Raw genomic sequence first — 20,696 nt, 5'->3', positions numbered from 1 at the left:
GACACTTCCGGAAGGGTGTTTGCCTGACAGACGCAAACCGGGCCGGTCCGTAAGCTGGTGGGCATGAATGTTCACTTTCTGGCGCAGGACGCCGCGCGCCGGGGCCCGCTGTTGATAGTCATCAATGCCGGCTCGGGCCACCACAACACCGACGATGAACAGGCCGTGATGGCCCGCGTATTCACGCAGGCCGGCCGCGAGTTCGAGTTCCTGCCGATTGATGCAGCCGACCAGATCGACGAGGTGGCGCGCCGCGCTGTCCGCCAGGCCAAGGCCCGGGGCGGCGTGGTGGTGGCTGCGGGCGGGGACGGCACCATCAACGCCGTGGCCCGCGCCGTGCTGGGCAGCGGTTGCCCCTTCGGCGTCCTGCCGCAGGGCACCTTCAATTATTTCGGACGCGTCCATGCGATCCCGCAGGAAACCGAGGCGGCAGCCAGGGCCCTGGTCGGCGCCAGCGTGTCGCCGGTCCAGGTCGGCCAGGTCAATGGCAGGCTGTTTCTGGTCAATGCCAGTCTGGGCCTGTACCCGCAATTGCTGGAGGACAGGGAAGCCTGGAAGCAGCAGTTCGGCCGCAGCCGTCTGGTGGCTTTTGTTTCGGGCATGGCCTCGCTGCTGCAGACGCGCCGCCAGCTTCAGCTGCAGATCGAATCGGCCGGCCAGGTGGCCGCCCTGCGCACACCGACGCTGTTTGTCGGCAACAACCACCTGCAACTCACTCGTGTGGGCATTGACGAAAAAGACGCCAATGCCGTGGTGCATGGCCAACTGGCCGGGGTGGTGGTGCGTCCCATCGGCACGCTGGCGCTGTTCGGCCTGCTGCTGCGCGGCCTGCTGGGGCGGCTCGGCGATGCGGACAACATCCACAGCTTTTCGTTTCGCCGCCTGACCGTCACCCCGCGCGGGCGCCGGCGCGTCAAGGTGGCCACCGATGGGGAAGTCAGCTGGATGGAGGCACCGCTGGTGTTCGAGGTGGCCGACCAACCCCTGTTGCTGATGGTTCCCGCGCCGGCTGACCGGGTGGAAGTGGCCTGATGAACAAGCTGCTGCAGATCTCCGACCCCCATTTCGGCACGGCGCAGCCGCCGGTGATGGACGCGCTGGTGGAGCTGGCGCGGCAGCAGCGCCCCGACGTGCTGGTGCTGTCGGGCGACATCACGCAACGTGCGACGGCGGCGCAGTTTGGCGCGGCGAGGGCGTTTTGTGAACGCCTGCAGATTCCCCAGATGCTGGCCTTGCCCGGCAACCACGACATCCCGCTGTTCAACCCCTGGCAGCGGCTGGTCACGCCTTATGCGCGTTACCTGCAGGACTTCGGGCCCGGCCTGGAGCCGGTGCTGGACACCGCCTGGCTGCAACTGAGCACGGTGAAGACCACACGCCGCTGGCGACACAAAAATGGCGAGGTGTCGGCCAGCCAGATCGAACGGGTGGCCGCGCGCCTGCGCCAGGCCGGGCCCGGGCAGTTGCGCGTGGTGGTGGTGCACCAGCCGGTGTATGTGCTGCGTGCTGAGGACGAGCACGACCGCCTGCGCGGCTGGGAGCCGGCGGTGCGCGCCTGGGCCGCTGCCGGCGCGGACATCGTCATGGGCGGCCACATCCACCTGCCTTATGTCTGCGAACTGTCCTCCTGCGTGGACGGCCTGCAACGGCGCCTCTGGTGTGTGCAGGCCGGTACCGCGCTGTCCTCGCGCATACGGCGCGAGGCGCCGAATTCCGTGAACCTGCTGCTGTGCGATCCCGCCGACCATCCGCTGCGGGGTCGGCTCGAACGCTGGGATTACCGCAGCGCCGGTGGCGCGGGGCGTTTTGAAGTGGCGCACACCAGCGAGCTGGTGCCGGACCGCGCAGCCTGACCGGCCGGGCGCATCAGGCGGCGGGCAGCGCTTTTTTTCGCAGGTGGCGGGCCACGACGATGTCGCGCAGGTGGTCGTAGGTCCAGTTGAAGGCAAAGGTGTAGGGCAGAAAAAACAGCACGATGCCGATATCCAGCACAAAGGCCTGCCATAGCCCGATGTCCAGCCACCAGGCGGCTAGCGGGACCACGGCCAGGATCAGGCCGACCTCGAACAGCACCGAATGCACGGCCCGCGCGGCCAGCGTGCGAGGGAAACCCAGGCGGCGCTGGGCACGGTCAAACACCGCGTTGAACACCATGTTCCAGGCCATGGCGATCAGCGAAATCATCAGCGTCAGCAGCCCCATGTGGGCCAGCGAGTAGCCGAGCAGCCAGGCGCCCAGCGGCGCGCAGAGGGCGATGGCCAGCACCTCGAAACCGAGGGCGTGAAAAAAACGTTCCTTGACGGACTTCTGGAGGCTGGGGTTCATGACGGAGTGAGGGGAATGGGGGAGTGGAAATGGCAAGGACTCGATTTTTATCGCTATTTCCAATACATTAAAGTTTTCTAATATCTACAAAACAGATAGATAACCGCCATGCGCCATTCCCCCGAAGCCCTGACCGCCTTTGCCGAAGCCGCCGCACTGGGCTCTTTCTCGGCCGCTGCGCGCAAGCTCGGCAAAAGCCAGTCCACGGTGAGCACGGCGATTGCCAACCTCGAGATCGACCTGGGCCTCTCCCTGTTCGACCGCAGCAGCCGCAAACCCGCGCTGACCGAACACGGCCGGGTGATGCTGGGCAAGGTGCAGGAGATCCTGGCCGCCAGCGACCGGCTCGACCTGTCGGCCAGCCAGCTGGGCGGCGGCCTCGAAGCCAGGCTCAGCGTGGTCTGGTCCGACACCTACCAGTCGGACCGCTTCGAGGACATGCTGACCGCCTTCGAGCAACGTTTTCCGGACCTGGAGTTTGAGTGCCTGATTGCCGAACACGGCGACCTGGTGTCGCTGGTGCAGACCGGGCGTGCCCACATCGGCGTGGTCGGCGCGCAGGGGGCGTACCCGCCTGACATCGGTTCGGCCACTATTGCCGAGCAGTCCGAGATCGCGCTGTTTGTCGCCACCAGCCATGCGCTGGCCGGCAAAACGGACATCACGCCCGAGCTGCTGGCCCGGCACCGCGAGTTGCGGCTGGACACCTACCTGGGGCGGGCTGACCAGGTCATGCCGGCGGCGCGCCGTTCCTGGTCGGCGCCCAGCTACCTGATGCTGCTGGAAATGGCGGTGCTGGGTTTTGGCTGGGCCGCGATTCCGCGCTGGATGGTCACGCGTTTTGCCGTCGGCAAACTCACCGAGCTGGCCGCGCGCGGCTGGCCGCAACGGGTGCCGGTGGACGCCGTCTGGTCGCGCCAGCGGCCGCTGGGCCGCGCCGGCACCTGGTTGCTGCAGGAAATGCTGGCGCCACCGGTGCCGCCTCTTTTACAAGCAAAATGAGGCTCCAGCCCTTATGGGGCGGGCGATGGCAGCTCTTTATTTGATAGCAAGCGGGGTTCGGCCGCGCTGGCGGGCGTCGCCTTGCCGACTTCGCCCAGCAGCCACTGACGGAAGGCGCCCAGCGGCTTGAGGTGGCTGCGCGACTCGGGGTAACACAGGTAGTAACCCATGTCGTCCCTGTAGCCGTCGTCCAGCGGCGTGGCCACCAGGCCGGCGGCAATGTCGTCCTGCACCAGGCAATGCGGCACCAGCGCCAGACCCATGCCGGCCCGCACCGCGCGTATCAGGCTGTGGTACTGGTCCAGCTGCGGGCCCATCAGCGTGTTGACGCCGCTGACGCCGTGTGCTGCGCACCAGTGGGTCCACGCGTGCGGCACGCTCACATGCTGGAGCAGGGTGAAGCCGGTGATGTCCTGGGCCTGGCGCAGCGGCGGTTGCGCCGGCAGCCCCGGCGGGGCGATCAACACGACTTCACGGCCGGTCAGGTAGTCGGCCCGGGCGCCGGGCCAACTGCCGTTGCCGAACAGAATCGCGCAGTCTAGGTCTTCGCGCTGGAAGTCGTAGCCCTGGGCATAGGGCACATAGTGCAGCTCGATCTGCGGATGCTGGCGCTGGAAGGCCGGCAGGCGGGGTATCAGCCATTTGGCGCCGAAGGTGGGCAGGGTGGACAGGTGCAGGGCGCCGCCGCCGTCGCCGCTGGTGATCAGCTCCAGCGTGGCGGCTTCGAGCTGCGCCAGCACCGGCCGCACGGCGGCCTCGTAACGCACTCCGGCCGGGGTCAGCGTCAGGCGCTGGCGGATGCGCTCGAACAGCAGCACGCCGGTCAGCTGCTCGAGCTCGCTGATCTGTTTGCTGACGGCGCTTTGCGACAGGTGCAAGGCTTCGCTGGCGCGCGAGACGCTACCGAAACGCGCGGTGGTGGTGAAGGCGCGAAGCAGGTGAATCGGCGGCTGGAGGCGTTTCATGGCCCGATTTTAAATCAAGTTCATTCCAATATGGACTTAACCAAGTCGAAGACTTCACCGGTGGCTCCGGCCGTCTGGCACCACTCCTGCTACACAATGGATTCACAAATCCATTTTGAAAAGGTTCACCATGCAAAGACGTCACCTCATCGCACTCGCCGCTACTTCAGTACTCCCGGGAATGGGTTGGGCGCAGTCGAACAAACCGCTGCGCCTGGTGGTGCCGTTTCCTCCGGGCGGCGCGACGGACATCACCGCCCGTGTGTTGTCCGAACCGCTGTCGCGCGTTCTGGGTCAGCCGGTCATCGTTGAGAATCGCGGCGGTGCCGGCGGCTCCATCGGCATGAGCGAGGTGGCCAAGGCCGCGCCAGACGGGCTGACACTCGGTGTGGCGACCCTGTCCACGCACGGCGTCAATCCGGCTGTCTACAAGAAGCTGCCCTACGACCCGATCAAGGATTTCGTCGCCGTCACCGAGCTCGTCAAGGCGCCCGGCGTGGTGGTGGTCAATGCCGCCCTGCCGGTGAAGAACTTTGCCGAACTGGTCGCCTACCTCAAGGCCAACCCGGGCAAGCTCAGCTACGCGTCGCCCGGCAACGGCACCATCGGCCACATGTGGGGCGAGCTGTTCAAAAGCACGACCAACACCTTCATGGTGCACATTCCCTACCGCGGTGCGGGCCCGGCCCTCAACGACGTCGTCGGCGGACAGGTGATGGTGTATTTCGACCAGGTGGCCGCTTCGCTACCTTTCATCCAGTCGGGCAAGTTGCGCGCCATTGCGGTGTCCTGGGACAAACGCCTGGACGTGCTGCCCAACACGCCGACCTATGCGGAGCTCTCGCTGTTTTCCAGCAACGACCCGTCCTGGTTCGGCCTGGTTGCACCGGCAGGTACGCCGGCGGCGGCGGTGAACCGCATCCAGCAGGCCGTGGTCAAGGCCCTGCAGGAGCCGGCCGTGCGCACCAAGCTGGCTGCGCAGGGGCTGTTTGCCTCCGGCACCACACCGGCTGAGTTTGCGGCGCAGATCAAGAAGGAAATCGACAAGATGCAGCGCATCGCGAAGTTCGCCAAGATCAGCATCGAGTAAAGCGGAAAGAGCCGGCCCGCAGCGCCTGCGCGCTGTGGGGCCGGTCCCATGCACCCCCGGCCGCAACGTGGCCTTGGCCACCATGGCCACCGCAGGGGTGCCGACAGGACCACAATCAAAACCATGACCCCATTTCTCCGCTCTCTGCCCGGCAGCACCGCCCTGGTGCTCGATTCACCGCACAGCGGGACCGACTACCCCGACGACTTCGCCTACGCCTGCGCGCTGCCGGTCCTGCGCCGCGCCGAAGACACCCATGTCGAAAAGCTCTACGACTTCGCCCACGCTCTGGGCGCGGGCTGGGTCGAGGCCTTTTTTCCGCGCAGCTACCTCGACGCCAACCGCGACACTTCGGAGATCGACGTCGGCCTGTTTGACGAGCCCTGGCCCGATGCCGTGTCCACCGACACCAAGGTGATGAGCAAGGTGCGCCTGGGCAAAGGGCTGATCTGGCGCACCACCGATGACGGCGAAGCCATCTACGCCCGTCCGCTCAGCGTGGCCGAAGTGCAGGCGCGCATCGCGCGCTGCTGGGAGCCCTACCACGCGGCCGTGGCCCAGGCCATCGACAGCGCGCACCAGCGCCACGGCTACAGCATTCACCTCAACTGCCACTCGATGCCGGCCATTGCGTCCAGCCACGCGACCGAGTTCCCGGGCGAGGCGCATGCCGACTTCGTGGTCGGCAACCGCGATGGTTCCACCTCCAGCGAGCCGCTGGCCCGGCTCGTGTGCGAACACCTCCAGGGCCTGGGTTACAGCGTTTCCTTCAACCACCCCTACAAGGGCGTGGAGCTCGTGCGCCGTTATGGCGAGCCGCTGCAGCAGCGCCACAGCATCCAGCTCGAGATCAACCGCAAGCTCTACATGGACGAGCAGACGCTGGCCATGCACGAAGGGGTTGCGCCTCTGAAGGCCAGCCTGCAGTCGCTGGTGCACGTGCTGCTGGCCACCGATCCGCGCACCCTGTAGTGCCGCGTTGGCGGGCAGGGCTCGCGGATAATCGTCTGCCATGATCACCCTGTTCAGCGACCAACACGCCCTGCATGCGCCCGCCTTCGAATTTTTCCGGGGCGAGCGTGTGCCTTGTTTTGAAACCCCGGCGCGTGCCGTCTTTGTCCAGCAGCGCCTGCTGCAGGGCGGCCACACGTTGCGCGAGCCGCATGTCGACAGCCGCGCGGTGCTGGGCCAGGTGCACAGCGCGCGTTACCTCGCGTTTCTCGAGCATGCCTGGGACGACTGGCTGAGCCTGGACCCGGGCAACGCGGACCGCCAGCCTTTTCCGTCGGTCTGGCCGGTGCGCACCCTGCGCAGCGACATCGAACCGGCCAACTTCATTGCACGCCTGGGCCTGTATTCGATGGACAACGGATCGCCGCTGTCGGCTGGCACCTGGCTTGCTGCCAAGGCCGGGGCCGACGCCGCGGCCAGCGCGGCGGCGCTGATCGGTGAAGGCGCGGGCGCGGTGTTTTGCTGCAGCCGTCCGCCCGGCCACCATGCGGGTGCCGACTTCATGGGGGGCTACTGCTTTCTGAACAACGCCGCCGTGACGGCGCAGGCTTTGCGCGATGGCGGCGCAGACCGGGTGGCCGTGCTCGATGTGGACTACCACCACGGCAACGGCACACAAAGCATTTTTTACGATCGCGCCGACGTGTTTTTTGTCAGCCTGCACGGCGACCCGCTGACCGAGTACCCGTTTTACCTCGGCCATGCCGACGAGGCGGGCGAGGGCGCCGGTCTGGGCTTCAACCTGAATCTGCCACTGCCCGCGGGCGCGCCGGCCAGCGCCTGGTTCGAGGCGCTGGAGCAGGCGTGCCGGCGCATCACTCGGCACGGCGCGCAGGCGCTGGTGGTGTCGCTGGGGCTGGACACCTTCGCGGATGACCCGATTTCCACCTTTGCGCTGCAGGCGGCCGACTTCGGCCGGCTCGGCCGGCGCCTGGCGGCGCTCGGCCTGCCGACGGTGTTTGTGCTCGAAGGCGGTTATGCGGCCGAGGCGCTGGGCAGCAATGCGGTCCAGGTCATCGACGGTTTTGAACAGGAGCATTGAACCTAGAATCCACAGTTGATCGCTTGCTTGTCGCTGGCTACACCGCATGAACACTTACTTTTTCAGACCCGAAAACCGCCGCCATTGGGGTGACAGCGCTACGCACCCGATTGAGCCGCCCTGGGGCGCGCTGGCGGCGTTGCTCCTCCTCGCGGGCATCTGCCCGCAGCGTTGTCGCGCCTTGCCAGCCCACCCCATGACGGCCCACTCGGGCGCGTTCAACTGCGGTTTCTAGGTTCATGGACAACGTGGATGTGGTGGTGATAGGCGCGGGTGTGGTCGGGCTGGCGGTGGCCCGTGCGCTGGCGCTGCAGGGGCGCGAGGTGATGGTGCTGGAAGCGGCGGACGCCATCGGCACCGGCACCAGCTCGCGCAACAGCGAGGTGATCCACGCCGGCATTTATTACCCGCAGGGCTCGCTCAAGGCGCGGCTGTGTGTGGAGGGCAAAGCGCTGCTGTACGACTACTGCGCGCAGCGCGGCATCGGCCACAGCCGCTGCGGCAAGCTGATCGTCGCCACCCATGCGTCGCAGATTCCCCAACTGCAGGCCATCATCGCCAAGGCCGCCGCCAATGGCGTGCCTGACCTGGTGCTGCTCACGCGCGAGCAGGCGCAGGCGCTCGAACCTGCGCTGGACTGCGTGGCGGCGGTGTTGTCGCCCAGCACCGGCATTGTGGACAGCCACGCGCTGATGCTGGCGCTGCAGGGCGACCTCGAGAACGCCGGCGGCATGGTGGTGCTCAATTCGCCGCTGGCCCAGGCGCACTGTGCGCCATCAGCTATTGTTCTGGTAGCAGAAGACGGCACCGAATTGGCGGCGCAAAGCGTGGTCAATGCCGCCGGTCTGCACGCGCAGGCGCTGGCCAGCCGCTTTGCGGGGCTGGACGCGCAGCATGTGCCGCCCAGCCATTACGCCAAGGGCAACTACTTCACGCTGTCGGGCCGTTCGCCGTTCAGCCGCCTGATTTACCCGGTGCCGGAAGCGGCCGGGCTCGGTGTGCACCTGACCCTGGACCTCGGCGGTCAGGCCAAGTTCGGCCCCGACGTGCAGTGGGTGGACTCGCCCGAAGACCTGGTGGTGGACCCGCGCCGCGGCGACGCGTTTTACGCCGAGGTGCGCAAGTACTGGCCGGGCCTGCCCGATGGCGCGCTACTCGCTGGTTATGCCGGCATACGGCCCAAGATCCAGGCGCCCGACGAGCCGGCCAGGGACTTCCTGATCCAGGGACCGGCGGAGCACGGCGTGGCGGGCCTGGTCAACCTGTTCGGCATCGAGTCGCCGGGCCTGACCAGCTCGCTGGCGATCGGCCGCCAGGTCGGCGAATTGCTCCCAAAAAAATAGCTGCACACGCCCGGTACACGGGCGCTGCAGCCATTTTTTGCTTGTAACGATCAGCCGCGTTTGCCGCTCACCATGCGGTAGATGAACAGCAGCAGCATGGCGCCCAGCACGGCCGCGATGAAACCGGCCGACTCGCCGACCTGGTACAGGCCCAGCGCCCCGCCCAGGTAGCTGGCAAGCACCGAACCGACGATACCTATCAGCACCGTGATGATGAAGCCGGACGGGTCACGCCCGGGCATCAGGAATTTGGCGACCAGGCCAACGATGAAGCCGATAAGAATGGTCCAGAGAATGCCCATGAGTGTGTGTTCCAGAAAAAAAAGTTGAAGGGACGGCTGACGCGAAACGCCCGTTCAGTCCCGCAGGTCGGCCGGCACGGTTCCGCCGTTGGCGGCCAGCTTGTTCATGACCTGGCGGTGCAGCCAGATGTTCATGGCGGCGCTGTCGCTGCTGTCGCCGGTGTAGCCCAGTTCTTTGGCCAGTTCCTTGCGCTCGCCCAGGCTGCTGTCGAGGTCCAGCAGTTTCATCAGGTCAACAATGGAGGTTTTCCAGTTGAGTTTTTGCGGGTTTTTCTGCGCCATGTCGTTGAGCAGTGCCTCCACATCGACCTGCGCCAGCGGGGCCGGTGCGGCGGTGGCGGCGCCTGCTCTGGCCGCTCCGGCGGCCGCTGCGGCTGCCGCGACGTCATCGCTGGAGGGACCAGAGGAGGCTGGCGGCTGGGCAGCCTGTGCCGACGGGAAAATTTTGCTGAAGATCTTGCCGAGAATGCTCATGATGGTTCCAGTCGATGAAGTGAAGCGTTCATGATGGCCCGGGTACCCCTCAGGCAGCAGAGGACGCCGGCGTATCTGCGTGTAGGAAATCGGCTGCTATTCGGGCCCCGAACTCGTGTCCAATAGGGGGTATGCAAACCGCCACCGAGATTGAAAAACGACTGACCGATCTGGAGATCAAGGCCAGCTTCGGCGAAGACCTGCTCGACGAACTCAACCAGGTCATCGTCCGCCAGCAGCAGCAGATCGACCTGCTGATGCGCGAAGTCAGCCAGCTGCGCCAGCAACTGCCCGAGGCCGGCGCCACCACCCTGACCCGCGCCGGCGACGAGCTGCCACCGCACTACTGAAACACACCGCATGGCCACCGCAAAAAGCATCACCACCGACGACTACAAGCTTTTTCCGTCGCCGCGCAACCGGCACCGCAGCATCTTCCTGCATCAGGTGTTTGTGCCTTACCCCTACATGCTGATCGACATGGACAGCTACAACTTCATGGGCAAGGCCAGCCTGTTCGCGGCCTGCCGGACGTCCGACAACAAGATGGGCCAGTTGGTCACGCTGGAATTGCCCGAGGACGAGTTGCGGTTCAAGCAACAGTTTGTGCCCGATTGAGTCGGGCGCAGACGCACGCCGGGGACGGTGGATGGAACAGCTATCTACGCGCCGCAGCGCCTGCTGAAGGTAAGCCGCCAGCCTTGCGCGTTGGCTGTGGTGGTATCGTCCTTCATGATCGAATTGCTCTTAAGCCCATGGTGGACGGTCGCAGGCAGCTATCGAATATATAGCGATCATGCAGCCGCCAGCCCGTCGCCCCGCACGCCGGCTGAGGCTGGCAAGCGGCCGCTGCGGTGCCCGGGCGCCTGTCCCCACCTGGTCCGGGGGATAGCCCACAATACGGCTGGTTTTTCGGGCCTCCTACAATCGGAGGAGAAGTCATCGTCCATCCAGCAAGGAGATTCCCGACGTGCCCAATATCGCTACTGTTCTCAAAGCCGAAATATCCCGGGTTGCCCGCAAGGACGCCCGCGCGGAAACCCAGCCGCTGAAAAAAGCTTCGTCGCAATACCGCAGCGATATCGCCGCCCTGAAAAGGCGTGTGCTGGCCCTGGAGAAGCAACTGAGCCGTGTGCTCAAGTCCGGCAGGAAGGCGGCTGCACCCGAGGAAGCCGAAGAGGGCGCCGGCAGCGGATTGCGCTTCAGCGCCAAGGGACTGGCCGCCCAGCGGCGCCGGCTCGGGCTGACCGCTGCCGCGACCGCAAAACTTCTCAACGTGTCGGTGCAGTCCGTCTACAAGTGGGAAGACGGCAAGACCCGTCCCCGCGCCAGCCAGCTGCCGGCGATTGCGAGGCTCCGGAAAATGGGCAAGCTCGAAGCGGCAAAAATCCTGGATGGTTTGCCGGACTAGACGCTATCAATTCATGAGCGTGTTGCGCCCATCCCTGTTGGGCTGGGGCCTGTTCACACTGTTTATGCAAGTGTGAACAGGCCCTAGCGGCCTTTCTTGATCGCCAGCGCAGCCTCGGTCACCAGGTCAGGCCCCTTGTAGATCAGTCCGGTGTAGATCTGCACCACGTCGGCGCCGGCCTTGATCTTGGAGACGGCGTCCCGGCCGCTCATGATGCCGCCCACGCCGATGATGGGAAAACTTTTGCCGAGCGCCGCGCGCAGCTGGCTGATGACGCGGTTGCTGGCGGCCAGCACCGGCGCACCGCTGAGGCCGCCGGCTTCTTCGGCGTGCGGCATGCCCTTGACGGCCTCCCGGCTCAGCGTCGTGTTGGTGGCGACCACACCGTCCATGCCGTGGCGTTTCAGGGTGGCGGCAATCACCCCGACCTGCGCCTCGTCGAGGTCGGGCGCAATCTTCACAAAAATCGGCACGTGTTTGCCATGCTGCCGGGCGAGGGTTTCGCGGCGTTCGGCAATGCGGCCCAGCAAGGCGTCCAGCGCCTCGTCGCTTTGCAGCGCACGCAGGTTCTTGGTGTTGGGGCTGGAGATGTTGACCGTCACGTAGTCGGCATGCGGGTACACGCCATCGAGGCAGATCAGGTAGTCGTCCACCGCGTTCTCGATCGGTGTGGCGGCATTCTTGCCGATGTTCAGGCCCAGCAGCAGAGGGTGCTTGACCTTCTGCTTGCGAAAACCGGACTTCTGCACATTGGTGAGGAAGGCGTCCAGCCCGTCGTTGTTGAAGCCGAGCCGGTTGATCAGTGCGTTGGCCTGCGGCAGGCGGAACATGCGCGGCTTGGGGTTGCCCGGCTGTGCTTTCGGCGTGACGGTGCCGACTTCGACAAAGCCGAAACCCATGGCGGCCAGCCCGTCGATGCAGCGTGCGTTTTTGTCGAGCCCGGCCGCCAGTCCGACACGGTTGGGAAATGTCAGGCCGGCCAGCGTGACGGGATCGTCCACCCGGCCCGAACAGTAGGCCAGTGCCAGCGGCGTGCGCTGCGTGCCGGCCAGCGAGGCCATGGTCAGTTCATGGGCGGTTTCCGGGTCCAGACCAAATAAAAAGGGGCGGGCGAGGGCGTAGGGGAGCAGGGACATTGGATAATTCAGGGCCTGTTTGCACTATTTATGCAAGTGCGAAGGTGGTGAAAACAGCGCCAATCTAGGCGCGCGACGACGCTCAGCCTGGCGGGCTGGGCTAGGAGTGCAACAACGAGTGGCGTTGTTTTCACCACCTTCCCTCCGGGTTGCGGCCAAAAAGGCCATGCGTAGCGTTGCAAAGCCTTGCCGGGCTCCAGCCCGGCTGCATTTTGCGCCTCACGCATGACCTTTTTGACTCGCAACGCATCTTGTATAAATAGTGTAAACAGGCCCTAGTTGTTCTGTGCGACAGCCCATTGTCGCAAACCCCATCCACCCCCTTTCATTGCGGACCGACATGACCCAAGACGAACTCAAAACACTGGTTGGCCAGGCTGCCCTGGCCTATGTCGAACCCGGCAGCATTGTCGGTGTCGGCACCGGCTCCACCGTCAACAAGTTCATCGACGCGCTGGCCGGCATCAAGGACACGATTGCCGGCGCGGTGTCGAGCTCGGTGGCCTCCACCGAGCGCCTGAAAGCGCTAGGCATCACGGTGTTTGAGGCGGCCGATGTCGAGGAACTGGCGGTCTACATCGACGGCGCCGACGAGATCGACCACGCGGGCTACATGATCAAGGGTGGCGGCGCAGCGCTGACGCGCGAAAAAATCGTGGCCGCCCAGTCACGCAAGTTTGTCTGCATCGCCGACGAGTCCAAGCTGGTGCAGGTGCTGGGCCAGTTCCCCTTGCCGGTGGAAGTCATTCCGATGGCGGCGCAGCGCATCCGTCGCCAGTTTGAAGCCCTCGGCGGCACGGCGACCCTGCGCCTGAAAAACGGTGCGCCGCTGGTCACCGACAACGGCCAGCACATTCTGGACGTGACCGGCCTGAAGATCAGCGAGCCGCTGGCCTTCGAGTCCGAGGTCAACCAGTGGCCCGGCGTGGTGACGGTCGGGGTGTTTGCCTTCCAGAAGGCGGATGTCTGCCTGCTGGGCACGGACGTCGGCGTCAAGACCCTGGTGTTTTAACCCCCGGAAGCGGCTGCCGGATGTTGTAGAGTTGTACGACAAATTTTCCGGATCATCATGAGCCACCGCTTCCAGTCCATCACGCCCGGCGTTCACCTCTCGGAACAGGTGGCCGAGGCCCTGTCGGCTGAAATCCGCGCCGGCCGGCCGGCGGCGGGCGACAAGCTGCCGACCGAGGCCGCGCTGGTCGAGCAGTTCGCGGTCAGCCGCACGGTGGTGCGCGAGGCTGTCTCCCGCCTGAAGTCGCTGGGCCTGGTGGAGTCGCGCCAGGGCAGCGGGGTGTTCGTGAAGCGGGCCGCCTTTGCGCCGCTGAATTTCGACACCCGTTCTGCCGCGTCCATGCAGGCGGTCATCCAGATGGTGGAGGTGCGCCGCGCGCTGGAGGCCGAGGTCGCCGCGTTGGCCGCGCAGCGCCGCACGGCGGCCGATATCAAGTGCATCCGCCAGGCGATGTCCGCGCTCGACAAGGCGGTCAAGGCCGGCGGCGACGGTGCCGACGAAGACGTGAACTACCACCGCGCGATTGCCGACGCGGCGCAAAACCCGTTTCTGATCAGCACGCTGGACTACCTGCGCCAGTTCCTGCGCGGCGTCACGCGGGTCACCCGCGCCAACGAGGCGCGCCGCGCCGACTTTGCCGGGCAGGTGCGCGAGGAGCACGAAGCCATCACCCAGGCCATCGAGGCCGGCGACGCCCTGCTGGCGCGCCAGGCTGCCGCCCGCCACATGGACAACGCGATCCGGCGCATCGAGCAGGCCGACCCGGCTTTCTGGCAGCAGGAGGGTGTGCAGCTGGCCAGTGCCCTTCTTTCCGACGCCATCCGGCACTGAGCCGTTCGCCTTGTCTCGATTCGGGAAAACCTGAGGTGATGGATGGTGTGCAAGTTGTATGATGACCATATAAATAAGTCGTTCATTCTGGGTCATGTCGGCCTTATGGCATCTGCAAGCCATGGGCTGCTTGATGGCGGCCGGCGTGGCGACGTGAATGGGTGTGGCGGATTTCAAAAAAATGACCTGGGCTGAAGGAGCAAGGGGATGAGTCTTGTAGCAGGTGTGATCGGTCTCGGTGCCATGGGCAGCGGCATGGCGCAATCGCTGCGCCGCGCCGGTTATCGGGTGTTTGTGTTTGACGTGCGGCCCGGGGTGGCGCAGGCTTTTGCCGAAGGTGGCGGTGTGGCCTGCGCCTCGCTGGCCGAGCTGGCGGCGGCCTGTGACGTGATCGTGTCGGTGGTGGTCAATGCGGCGCAGACCGAGTCCGTGTTGTACGGCCCCGGCGGTTGTGCGGCGGCCATGAAACCCGGCAGCGTGTTTGTGATGTGCTCCACGGTGGACGCGAACTGGTCCATGGCCCAGGAAAAACGCCTGGCCGACCTGGGCCTGCTTTACATCGATGCCCCGATTTCCGGTGGTGCCGCCAAAGCCGCCAGCGGCGAGATGACCATGATGACCTCCGGTGCGCCGGCAGCGTATGCGAAGGCCGAACCTGTGCTCAACGCCATGGCTGCCAAGGTCTACAAGCTCGGTGAAGCGGCGGGCGCCGGCAGCAAGGTCAAGATCATCAACCAGCTGCTGGCGGGCGTACACATTGCCGCGGCTGCCGAAGCCATGGCGCTGGGCCTGCGTGAAGGGGTGGACCCGGCCGCGCTCTACGAGGTCATCACGCACAGCGCCGGCAACAGCTGGATGTTCGAAAACCGCATGGCTCATGTGCTGGCGGCCGACTACACGCCGCTGTCGGCGGTCGACATTTTCGTGAAGGACCTCGGCATCGTGCTCGACATGGCGCGCGCCAGCAAGTTTCCTTTGCCACTGTCCTCGACGGCGCACCAGATGTTCATGCAGGCCTCGACGGCCGGTTTTGCGAAAGAGGACGACAGCGCGGTGATCAAAATTTTCCCGGGCATCGAGCTGCCGAAAAAGCCATGAGCAAGATCAGCCTCGGATGTATTGCCGACGATTTCACCGGTGCGACCGATCTGGCCAACAACCTCGTGCGCGCCGGCATGCGTGTGGTGCAGACGATTGGCGTGCCCTCCGGGCCGCTGGGCGCCGAGGTCGACGCCGTGGTGGTCGCACTCAAATCACGCACTGTGTCGGCAGTCCAGGCCATTGCCGAATCGCTGGCCGCCCTGGCCTGGCTGCAGGCGCAGGGCGCGCAGCAGATTTATTTCAAGTACTGCTCGACCTTCGACAGCACGGCCCGCGGCAACATTGGCCCGGTGACCGAGGCGCTGATGGACGCGCTGAACACCGGCTTCACGATCGCCACACCGGCCTTTCCCGACAACCAGCGCACGGTGTTCAAGGGTTATCTGTTTGTGGGCGACGTGCTGCTGAGCGAAAGCGGCATGCAGAACCACCCGCTGACGCCGATGGTCGACGCGAATCTGGTGCGGGTGCTGCAGTCGCAGACGGAGCGGCGTGTCGGCCTGATCGACCACAAGGTCGTGGCGCGCGGCGCGGCGGCGGTGCGCGAGCGCATGGCGCAACTGCAGGCAGAAGGGGTGGGCGTGGCGGTTGTGGACGCGGTGTCCAACGAGGACCTGCTGCGCCTGGGCCCTGCGCTCAAGGGCATGCCACTGGTGACTGCCGGTTCCGGCGTGGCCATTGGCCTGCCGGCCAACTTCGGCATCACGCCGTCGCTGCAGGCCAGCCGTTTGCCGGCCGCCGGCGGCCTGCAGGCGGTGGTGTCGGGCAGCTGCTCGCTGGCGACGAATCGGCAGGTGCTGGACTTCATGAAGCAGGGCCATCCGGCGCTGGCGATTGATCCGCTGCGCATTGCCTCGGGTGCCGATGTGGCGGCCGAGGTGCTGGCCTGGGCCCGGCCGCTGCTGGCGCAGGGGCCGGTGCTGGTGTATTCCACCGCCGACAGCGGCGATGTGAAGGCCGTGCAGGGCAGGCTCGGGGTGGAAGAAGCCGGCGCCATGGTCGAAGCCACACTGGCCGCAGTGGCGCGCGGTCTGGTGCAGCTGGGTGTGCGGCAACTGGTGGTGGCCGGCGGTGAAACCTCGGGCGCCTGCGTGCAGGCACTGGGCATCACGCAGATGCAGATCGGCCCGCAGATCGATCCTGGTGTGCCCTGGTGTCATGCACTGCCTGAAATCACAGGCAGCGATGGTTTGCACCTGACCCTGAAATCCGGCAACTTCGGCACCGACGACTTCTTCACCAAAGCCTTTACGATGCTGGCATGACTGCATTGACCGAAAACCAGGCCCGGGAAGAGATCTGCCGCGTCGGCAAAAGCCTGTTCGAGCGTGGTTATGTACACGCCACCGCCGGCAACATCAGCGTGCGGCTCGACGCTTCCGAGGGCGGTGGTTTCCTGATCACGCCGACCGATGCCTGCCTGGGTTTTCTGGACCCGGCGCGGCTGGCGCGACTGGACGCCGATGCAAAGCAGCTCAGCGGCGACACCGCGAGCAAGACCATCGCGCTGCATGCCGGCATTTACGCGGCAGCCTCCGTCTTTGACCCGGCGACGCGCTGCGTGATCCACACCCACAGCACCCATTGCGTGGCGCTGAGCCTGCGCGCCACGGGCGAGGAGTTGCTGCCGGCGCTCACGCCTTATTTCGTCATGAAGGTTGGCCATGTGCCGGTCATCGACTACCACCGCCCGGGCGACCCGGCGGCGGCGGCGCTGGTGGCCCAGGCCATCACGCGCTACGGCCGGCAGGGCACGCCGCTACGCGCGGTGATGCTGGCGCGGCTGGGGCCCAATGTCTGGCACCACAGTCCGGCGGCGGCCATGGCCGTGCTGGAAGAACTCGAGGAAACCGCCCGGCTGCTGTGCCTGGACGACGCCCCGGTGCAAGCTTTAAGCGCTGCGCAGATCGACGAACTGCGCCAGACCTTCGGCGCCCGCTGGTAGGCTTTTTATTGTCAAATTGGCCTGTAGCCCTTTATTCATAAGCGCTGGCAGCTATCTATTTCATAGTATTTTAAAACACCACCATGCCTAAATTCGCCGCCAACCTGTCCATGATGTACCCCGAGTTGCCGTTTCTGGACCGCTTCGAGGCGGCCGCGAAAGACGGTTTCAAGGCCGTGGAGTTTCTTTTTCCTTATGCCTACAGCAAGGATGAACTGGCCGCGCGCCTCAAGGGCAACGGCCTGCAGCAGGTGCTGTTCAACGCGCCACCGGGCGGCACCGATGCAGCATCCATCGCCCAGGCCTGGGACCAGGCCGGCGACAAGGGCACGGCCGCCGTGCCGGGCCGCGAGGCGGAGTTCCGCGCCGGTGTGTTGCTGGCCCTGGCCTATGCCGAGGCGCTGGATTGCCCGCGTATTCACCTGATGGCCGGCCTGGTCGCCGCAGGGCGGGAGCGCGAGGACCTGCGGCCGGTCTATGTGGCCAACCTGCGCTGGGCGGCGGCCGAAGCGGCGAAACACGGGCGCGACGTGTTGATCGAGCCGATCAACACGCGCGATGTGCCGTGTTTCTTTTTGAACCGGCAGGACCATGCGCACGAGATCGTGACCGAGGTCGGCGCGTCCAACCTCAAGGTGCAGATGGACCTGTACCACTGCCAGATCGTCGAAGGGGATGTGGCCACCAAGATCCGCCACTACCTGCCGACGGGGGCCGTCGGCCATTTCCAGATTGCCGGTGTGCCCGAGCGGCACGAGCCCGACATCGGGGAGGTCAATTACCCGTATCTGTTCAGTGTGATCGACGAGGTGTCCGCGGCCTGCGGCTGGGATGGCTGGATCGGCTGCGAATACAGGCCGAAAAAGGGCGGACAGCCCGACGGCACGTCGGCAGGCTTGGGCTGGCTGCCACGCTGAGCGCCACCGGCGCGGTTTCTTAAAAGCGGATGCCAGCAGGATTGCTCGGCGGGGGCGTCACCGGGGTGGACGGTGCGACCGGCGTGCCGGGCCGCGCTGCCGCGGTGGTGGCCGGTGCGGGCGTCGGCGCCACCGTCACCAGGGGGGTGGCCGGGGCCTGGCGGTAGCTGGCAGGCAGCACCGACGATTTGGGGTAACCCGCCGCATCGAGGAACTGCGTCCATTCCGCATCCGAGAAACCCTTGAGTTGCTGGCTGCCTATGGTCAGAAAGGGGAGGGAGTTGTCGCCGCTGATGCGCTGCAGCGCCTGCGCGTCTTCGTTGGTCGCGATGGTTTTTTCTGCAAACGGCACACCGCGCGTGGTCAGCAGCGAACGCGCCGAGGCGCAGGGGCCGCAGTTCTCGCCCGAATACAGGGTGACCGGGTACTGGCCCACCACCTTGCGCAATTCAAACGGCAGCGACGCTGTGGCGACGCCGCGGGCACCGTCGGCACCAGCCGCTGTCACCTTGGCATTGCTCGCGGCTGGGGGCGGCTTGTCGGAAAAGGTCACCTTGCCGTCCGGGCCGACGATGCGGTACACCGGCTGGGCCTGGGAAAGAGAAGAGAATGTGCCGGCAGCCAGCACCAGCACTGCGCTAATCGCTGCAAATTTGATAGCGTTCGAGGTCATACATCGCTCCGTTTGAGGTCACTCATGCCATGCCCTGGTGCCGCAGCAGCGCGTCGATGGAAGGCTCGCGGCCACGGAAGGCCTTGAACGATTCCATCGCCGGGCGGCTGCCGCCTGCCTCCAGAATGGCCTGGCGATATTTTCTGCCAGTTTCCAGACTAACGGGGCTGGACGGGGCTTCGACGTCGGTGTTTATACCTGCAGGTGTGGCGCTTTGTGCACTTTCCTCGAAGGCCGCATAGGCGTCTGCCGAGAGAACTTCGGCCCATTTGTAGCTGTAATACCCGGCCGCATAACCGCCGGAAAAAATGTGACTGAATGTATGCGCGGTGCGGCTGTAGGGCGGCGGGGTGATCACGGCGTATTCCTCGCGCACGCCGGCCAGCAGCGCCATCACGTCGCCGCCCGGTTGCCACTCGGTGTGCAGCAGCATGTCGAACAGCGAAAACTCGATCTGGCGCAGGGTCTGCATGCCGCTCTGGAAGTTTTTGGCCGCCAGCATCCGCTCGAACAGGGCGCGCGGCAGCGGCTCACCGGTGTCCACATGGGCGGTCATGTGTTTGAGCACATCCCACTCCCAGCAGAAGTTTTCCATGAACTGGCTGGGCAGCTCGACCGCGTCCCATTCGACGCCGCTGATGCCGGAGACATCGCGCTCGTTCACCTGGGTCAACATGTGGTGCAGGCCGTGACCGAACTCGTGGAACAGCGTGGTCACGTCGTCGTGCGTCAGCAGGGCGGGCTTGCCGCCCACGCCGTCGGCAAAGTTGCAGACCAGGTGGGCCACCGGGGTCTGCAGCGTGCCGGTGTCGGGGCGCAGCCAGCGGGCACGCACATCGTCCATCCAGGCGCCGCCGCGTTTGCCGGTGCGCGCCGGACGGTCCAGATAGAACTGCCCTACCAGCTGACCGTCGCGCTCGATGCGGTAGAACTCGACCCCGGGATTCCACACAGGCGCGGTGTCGGGATGGATCGCCACCTCGAACAGCGTCTCGACAATCCTGAACAGGCCGGCCAGCACCTTGGGGGCGGTGAAGTACTGTTTGACTTCCTGTTCGCTGAAGGCATAACGCGCTTCCTTGAGTTTTTCGCCAATCCAGGTGAAGTCCCAGGGCTGCGGGTCTTTCAAGCCCAGCTTTTCCGCGGCAAAGGTGCGCAGGTCGGCCACGTCCTTGAGGCCGTAGGGCTTGGCACGCTGGCCGAGGTCGCGCAGGAAGCTGATCACCTGCTCGGGCGAATCGGCCATCTTGGGGACCACCGAGACCTCGCCGAAATTGCGGTAGCCGAGCAGTTGCGCCTCCTCGCGCCGCAGCGCGAGGATTTCCTGCATCACGGCGCTGTTGTCGAAGCGGCTGAACTCCGGCGGTGACTGGTCGCTGGCGCGCGTGCTGTAGGCCTTGTAAAGGGTTTCACGCAAGGAGGAACTGTCGGCAAACTGCATGACCGGCAGGTAGCAGGGCATCTTGAGCGTGAGCTTGTAACCCTCCTTGCCCTCGGCTTCGGCCTGCGCGCGCGCCGTCTGGACCACGTCGGCCGGCACGCCGGCGAGTTCGTCTTCCCTGGCGTAGTAGGCGTAAGCGTCGGTGGCGTCGAGCGCGTTTTCGCTGAATTTCTGACTCAGTTCGGCCTGGCGCTCCTGGATGGCGGCAAACCGTTCCTTGGCTGCGCCCACGAGTTCAGCGCCCGACAGCACGAAGTTGCGCACGGCATTTTTATGGGCCTGGCGCTGTTCGGGGTTCAGCGACGCCACATCGATGGCCTTGTATTTGGCGTAAAGCCGTTCGTCTGCGCCCAGTCGGGTCCAGAACTCGGTGACGCGCGGCAGGGCAGCGTTGTAGGCGGCGCGCAGCTCAGGGCTGTCCGCCACGCTGTTGAGGTGGCTGACCGCACCCCAGGCCCGGCCCAGGTTTTCGGTGGCCACGTCCAGCACGCCGGCAATGTCCGCCCAGCGCGCTGGAAACTCCGGCGTGGTGACACGTTCCAGCGCAGTTTCGGCCTGTGCCAGCAACACATCGACCGCAGGGCCCACATGCTCGGGCGCGATGCGGTCAAACAGGGGAAGGCTGGAGAAATCGAGAAGCGGATTGGATGCGTTCAATGTGGTCAAGGTGGTCAT

The 20,696-nt window shown here is 65.5% G+C and carries 23 protein-coding genes; 16 read left to right on the top strand and 7 right to left on the bottom strand.

Annotated features, from left to right (window positions below; translation table 11 throughout):
• The first annotated feature begins 63 nt into the window (after positions 1-63).
• Both B7X65_RS15675 and B7X65_RS15670 read left to right on the top strand, forming a co-directional pair.
• Positions 64-1,032 (top strand): diacylglycerol kinase family protein, encoded by a 969-nt coding sequence (locus tag B7X65_RS15675; protein WP_293595230.1) that lies wholly within the window; start codon positions 64-66, stop codon positions 1,030-1,032.
• Complete coding sequence (locus B7X65_RS15670) at positions 1,032-1,853, top strand: metallophosphoesterase (RefSeq protein ID WP_293595229.1); 822 nt, start codon at positions 1,032-1,034, stop codon at positions 1,851-1,853. Before B7X65_RS15675 ends, B7X65_RS15670 begins: the two co-directional genes overlap by 1 nt.
• A gap of 13 nt (positions 1,854-1,866) precedes the next feature.
• Here B7X65_RS15670 and B7X65_RS15665 read toward each other — a convergent pair whose 3' ends face one another.
• On the bottom strand, positions 1,867-2,325 hold the full coding sequence (locus tag B7X65_RS15665; RefSeq protein ID WP_293595228.1) for a multidrug/biocide efflux PACE transporter: 459 nt from the start codon (positions 2,323-2,325) through the stop codon (positions 1,867-1,869).
• 108 nt (positions 2,326-2,433) lie between these two features.
• Here B7X65_RS15665 and B7X65_RS15660 point away from each other — a divergent pair, with 108 nt between their 5' ends.
• Positions 2,434-3,327 (top strand): LysR family transcriptional regulator, encoded by an 894-nt coding sequence (locus B7X65_RS15660; protein ID WP_293595227.1) that lies wholly within the window; start codon positions 2,434-2,436, stop codon positions 3,325-3,327.
• An 11-nt stretch (positions 3,328-3,338) separates the two neighbouring features.
• Here the strand turns inward: B7X65_RS15660 and B7X65_RS15655 are convergent, their stop codons facing one another.
• Positions 3,339-4,292, bottom strand: coding sequence for a LysR substrate-binding domain-containing protein (locus tag B7X65_RS15655; RefSeq protein ID WP_293595226.1), 954 nt, complete (start codon positions 4,290-4,292; stop codon positions 3,339-3,341).
• 130 nt (positions 4,293-4,422) lie between these two features.
• On the opposite strand from B7X65_RS15655, the gene B7X65_RS15650 reads away from it, so the two are divergent.
• From B7X65_RS15650 to B7X65_RS15635, 4 genes are all read left to right on the top strand, one after another.
• A complete protein-coding gene (locus B7X65_RS15650) occupies positions 4,423-5,382 on the top strand; it encodes a tripartite tricarboxylate transporter substrate binding protein BugE (protein ID WP_293595225.1) in 960 nt (319 codons plus the stop codon).
• Between the two features lie 123 nt (positions 5,383-5,505).
• Positions 5,506-6,354 (top strand): N-formylglutamate amidohydrolase, encoded by an 849-nt coding sequence (locus B7X65_RS15645; protein WP_293595224.1) that lies wholly within the window; start codon positions 5,506-5,508, stop codon positions 6,352-6,354.
• Positions 6,355-6,394: 40 nt separating this feature from the next.
• The gene (locus B7X65_RS15640) at positions 6,395-7,435 is read left to right on the top strand and encodes a histone deacetylase family protein (RefSeq protein WP_293595223.1); all 1,041 of its coding nucleotides are present in this window, start codon (positions 6,395-6,397) and stop codon (positions 7,433-7,435) included.
• A gap of 239 nt (positions 7,436-7,674) precedes the next feature.
• Positions 7,675-8,778: an NAD(P)/FAD-dependent oxidoreductase gene (locus B7X65_RS15635; RefSeq protein WP_293595222.1), complete on the top strand. Its 1,104-nt coding sequence runs from the start codon at positions 7,675-7,677 to the stop codon at positions 8,776-8,778.
• 50 nt (positions 8,779-8,828) lie between these two features.
• Here B7X65_RS15635 and B7X65_RS15630 read toward each other — a convergent pair whose 3' ends face one another.
• On the bottom strand, positions 8,829-9,080 hold the full coding sequence (locus tag B7X65_RS15630) for a GlsB/YeaQ/YmgE family stress response membrane protein (protein WP_096671385.1): 252 nt from the start codon (positions 9,078-9,080) through the stop codon (positions 8,829-8,831).
• Positions 9,081-9,134: 54 nt separating this feature from the next.
• Complete coding sequence (locus tag B7X65_RS15625; protein ID WP_293595221.1) at positions 9,135-9,554, bottom strand: DUF3597 domain-containing protein; 420 nt, start codon at positions 9,552-9,554, stop codon at positions 9,135-9,137.
• Between the two features lie 131 nt (positions 9,555-9,685).
• Here B7X65_RS15625 and B7X65_RS15620 point away from each other — a divergent pair, with 131 nt between their 5' ends.
• From B7X65_RS15620 to B7X65_RS15610, 3 genes are all read left to right on the top strand, one after another.
• Entirely contained in the window at positions 9,686-9,904 is a 219-nt protein-coding gene (locus B7X65_RS15620) for a SlyX family protein (RefSeq protein ID WP_293595220.1), read from the top strand.
• A gap of 10 nt (positions 9,905-9,914) precedes the next feature.
• The gene (locus B7X65_RS15615) at positions 9,915-10,172 is read left to right on the top strand and encodes a hypothetical protein (RefSeq protein WP_293595219.1); all 258 of its coding nucleotides are present in this window, start codon (positions 9,915-9,917) and stop codon (positions 10,170-10,172) included.
• 352 nt (positions 10,173-10,524) lie between these two features.
• On the top strand, positions 10,525-10,965 hold the full coding sequence (locus tag B7X65_RS15610; protein ID WP_293595218.1) for a helix-turn-helix domain-containing protein: 441 nt from the start codon (positions 10,525-10,527) through the stop codon (positions 10,963-10,965).
• Positions 10,966-11,048: 83 nt separating this feature from the next.
• Here the strand turns inward: B7X65_RS15610 and B7X65_RS15605 are convergent, their stop codons facing one another.
• Positions 11,049-12,101, bottom strand: coding sequence for a quinone-dependent dihydroorotate dehydrogenase (locus B7X65_RS15605; RefSeq protein WP_293595217.1), 1,053 nt, complete (start codon positions 12,099-12,101; stop codon positions 11,049-11,051).
• Between the two features lie 340 nt (positions 12,102-12,441).
• Here B7X65_RS15605 and rpiA point away from each other — a divergent pair, with 340 nt between their 5' ends.
• The 6 genes from rpiA to otnI all read left to right on the top strand — a co-directional run bounded on the left by rpiA (position 12,442) and on the right by otnI (position 17,907).
• The gene (rpiA, locus tag B7X65_RS15600; RefSeq protein ID WP_293595216.1) at positions 12,442-13,113 is read left to right on the top strand and encodes a ribose-5-phosphate isomerase RpiA; all 672 of its coding nucleotides are present in this window, start codon (positions 12,442-12,444) and stop codon (positions 13,111-13,113) included.
• Between the two features lie 57 nt (positions 13,114-13,170).
• The gene (locus tag B7X65_RS15595; protein ID WP_293595215.1) at positions 13,171-13,944 is read left to right on the top strand and encodes a FadR/GntR family transcriptional regulator; all 774 of its coding nucleotides are present in this window, start codon (positions 13,171-13,173) and stop codon (positions 13,942-13,944) included.
• A gap of 207 nt (positions 13,945-14,151) precedes the next feature.
• Positions 14,152-15,042: an L-threonate dehydrogenase gene (gene ltnD / locus B7X65_RS15590; RefSeq protein WP_293595214.1), complete on the top strand. Its 891-nt coding sequence runs from the start codon at positions 14,152-14,154 to the stop codon at positions 15,040-15,042.
• A complete protein-coding gene (gene otnK / locus B7X65_RS15585) occupies positions 15,039-16,310 on the top strand; it encodes a 3-oxo-tetronate kinase (RefSeq protein WP_293595213.1) in 1,272 nt (423 codons plus the stop codon). The genes ltnD and otnK overlap by 4 nt, the downstream gene beginning before the upstream one ends.
• 5 nt (positions 16,311-16,315) lie before the next feature.
• On the top strand, positions 16,316-16,990 hold the full coding sequence (locus B7X65_RS15580; protein WP_293595290.1) for an aldolase: 675 nt from the start codon (positions 16,316-16,318) through the stop codon (positions 16,988-16,990).
• Positions 16,991-17,073: 83 nt separating this feature from the next.
• Positions 17,074-17,907 carry a 2-oxo-tetronate isomerase gene (otnI, locus tag B7X65_RS15575; RefSeq protein ID WP_293595212.1) on the top strand — a complete coding sequence of 278 codons (834 nt, stop codon included), beginning with the start codon at positions 17,074-17,076 and terminating at the stop codon, positions 17,905-17,907.
• Positions 17,908-17,926: 19 nt separating this feature from the next.
• Here otnI and B7X65_RS15570 read toward each other — a convergent pair whose 3' ends face one another.
• The gene (locus B7X65_RS15570) at positions 17,927-18,580 is read right to left on the bottom strand and encodes a glutaredoxin domain-containing protein (protein WP_293595211.1); all 654 of its coding nucleotides are present in this window, start codon (positions 18,578-18,580) and stop codon (positions 17,927-17,929) included.
• A gap of 22 nt (positions 18,581-18,602) precedes the next feature.
• The gene (locus tag B7X65_RS15565) at positions 18,603-20,687 is read right to left on the bottom strand and encodes a M3 family metallopeptidase (RefSeq protein WP_293595210.1); all 2,085 of its coding nucleotides are present in this window, start codon (positions 20,685-20,687) and stop codon (positions 18,603-18,605) included.
• Positions 20,688-20,696 lie beyond the last annotated feature (9 nt).

Source organism: Polaromonas sp. 39-63-25 (assembly GCF_002278925.1).
Lineage (GTDB): Bacteria > Pseudomonadota > Gammaproteobacteria > Burkholderiales > Burkholderiaceae_C > Polaromonas.
The sequence above is the reverse complement of the archived record's forward strand: the minus strand, read 5'-3'. Positions and strand labels throughout refer to the sequence as shown.

What these genes read in the sequence shown, in the direction of transcription:
- otnI (WP_293595212.1), top strand. Translation starts at nt 17,074, where the DNA reads ATGCCTAAATTCGCCGCCAACCTGTCCATGATGTACCCCGAGTTGCCG.
- B7X65_RS15645 (WP_293595224.1), top strand. Translation starts at nt 5,506, where the DNA reads ATGACCCCATTTCTCCGCTCTCTGCCCGGCAGCACCGCCCTGGTGCTC.
- rpiA (WP_293595216.1), top strand. Translation starts at nt 12,442, where the DNA reads ATGACCCAAGACGAACTCAAAACACTGGTTGGCCAGGCTGCCCTGGCC.
- B7X65_RS15640 (WP_293595223.1), top strand. Translation starts at nt 6,395, where the DNA reads ATGATCACCCTGTTCAGCGACCAACACGCCCTGCATGCGCCCGCCTTC.
- B7X65_RS15570 (WP_293595211.1), bottom strand. Translation starts at nt 18,580, where the DNA reads ATGACCTCGAACGCTATCAAATTTGCAGCGATTAGCGCAGTGCTGGTG.
- B7X65_RS15665 (WP_293595228.1), bottom strand. Translation starts at nt 2,325, where the DNA reads ATGAACCCCAGCCTCCAGAAGTCCGTCAAGGAACGTTTTTTTCACGCC.
- B7X65_RS15660 (WP_293595227.1), top strand. Translation starts at nt 2,434, where the DNA reads ATGCGCCATTCCCCCGAAGCCCTGACCGCCTTTGCCGAAGCCGCCGCA.
- B7X65_RS15630 (WP_096671385.1), bottom strand. Translation starts at nt 9,080, where the DNA reads ATGGGCATTCTCTGGACCATTCTTATCGGCTTCATCGTTGGCCTGGTC.
- ltnD (WP_293595214.1), top strand. Translation starts at nt 14,152, where the DNA reads ATGAGTCTTGTAGCAGGTGTGATCGGTCTCGGTGCCATGGGCAGCGGC.
- B7X65_RS15650 (WP_293595225.1), top strand. Translation starts at nt 4,423, where the DNA reads ATGCAAAGACGTCACCTCATCGCACTCGCCGCTACTTCAGTACTCCCG.
- B7X65_RS15675 (WP_293595230.1), top strand. Translation starts at nt 64, where the DNA reads ATGAATGTTCACTTTCTGGCGCAGGACGCCGCGCGCCGGGGCCCGCTG.
- otnK (WP_293595213.1), top strand. Translation starts at nt 15,039, where the DNA reads ATGAGCAAGATCAGCCTCGGATGTATTGCCGACGATTTCACCGGTGCG.
- B7X65_RS15625 (WP_293595221.1), bottom strand. Translation starts at nt 9,554, where the DNA reads ATGAGCATTCTCGGCAAGATCTTCAGCAAAATTTTCCCGTCGGCACAG.
- B7X65_RS15655 (WP_293595226.1), bottom strand. Translation starts at nt 4,292, where the DNA reads ATGAAACGCCTCCAGCCGCCGATTCACCTGCTTCGCGCCTTCACCACC.
- B7X65_RS15635 (WP_293595222.1), top strand. Translation starts at nt 7,675, where the DNA reads ATGGACAACGTGGATGTGGTGGTGATAGGCGCGGGTGTGGTCGGGCTG.
- B7X65_RS15615 (WP_293595219.1), top strand. Translation starts at nt 9,915, where the DNA reads ATGGCCACCGCAAAAAGCATCACCACCGACGACTACAAGCTTTTTCCG.
- B7X65_RS15620 (WP_293595220.1), top strand. Translation starts at nt 9,686, where the DNA reads ATGCAAACCGCCACCGAGATTGAAAAACGACTGACCGATCTGGAGATC.
- B7X65_RS15605 (WP_293595217.1), bottom strand. Translation starts at nt 12,101, where the DNA reads ATGTCCCTGCTCCCCTACGCCCTCGCCCGCCCCTTTTTATTTGGTCTG.
- B7X65_RS15670 (WP_293595229.1), top strand. Translation starts at nt 1,032, where the DNA reads ATGAACAAGCTGCTGCAGATCTCCGACCCCCATTTCGGCACGGCGCAG.
- B7X65_RS15595 (WP_293595215.1), top strand. Translation starts at nt 13,171, where the DNA reads ATGAGCCACCGCTTCCAGTCCATCACGCCCGGCGTTCACCTCTCGGAA.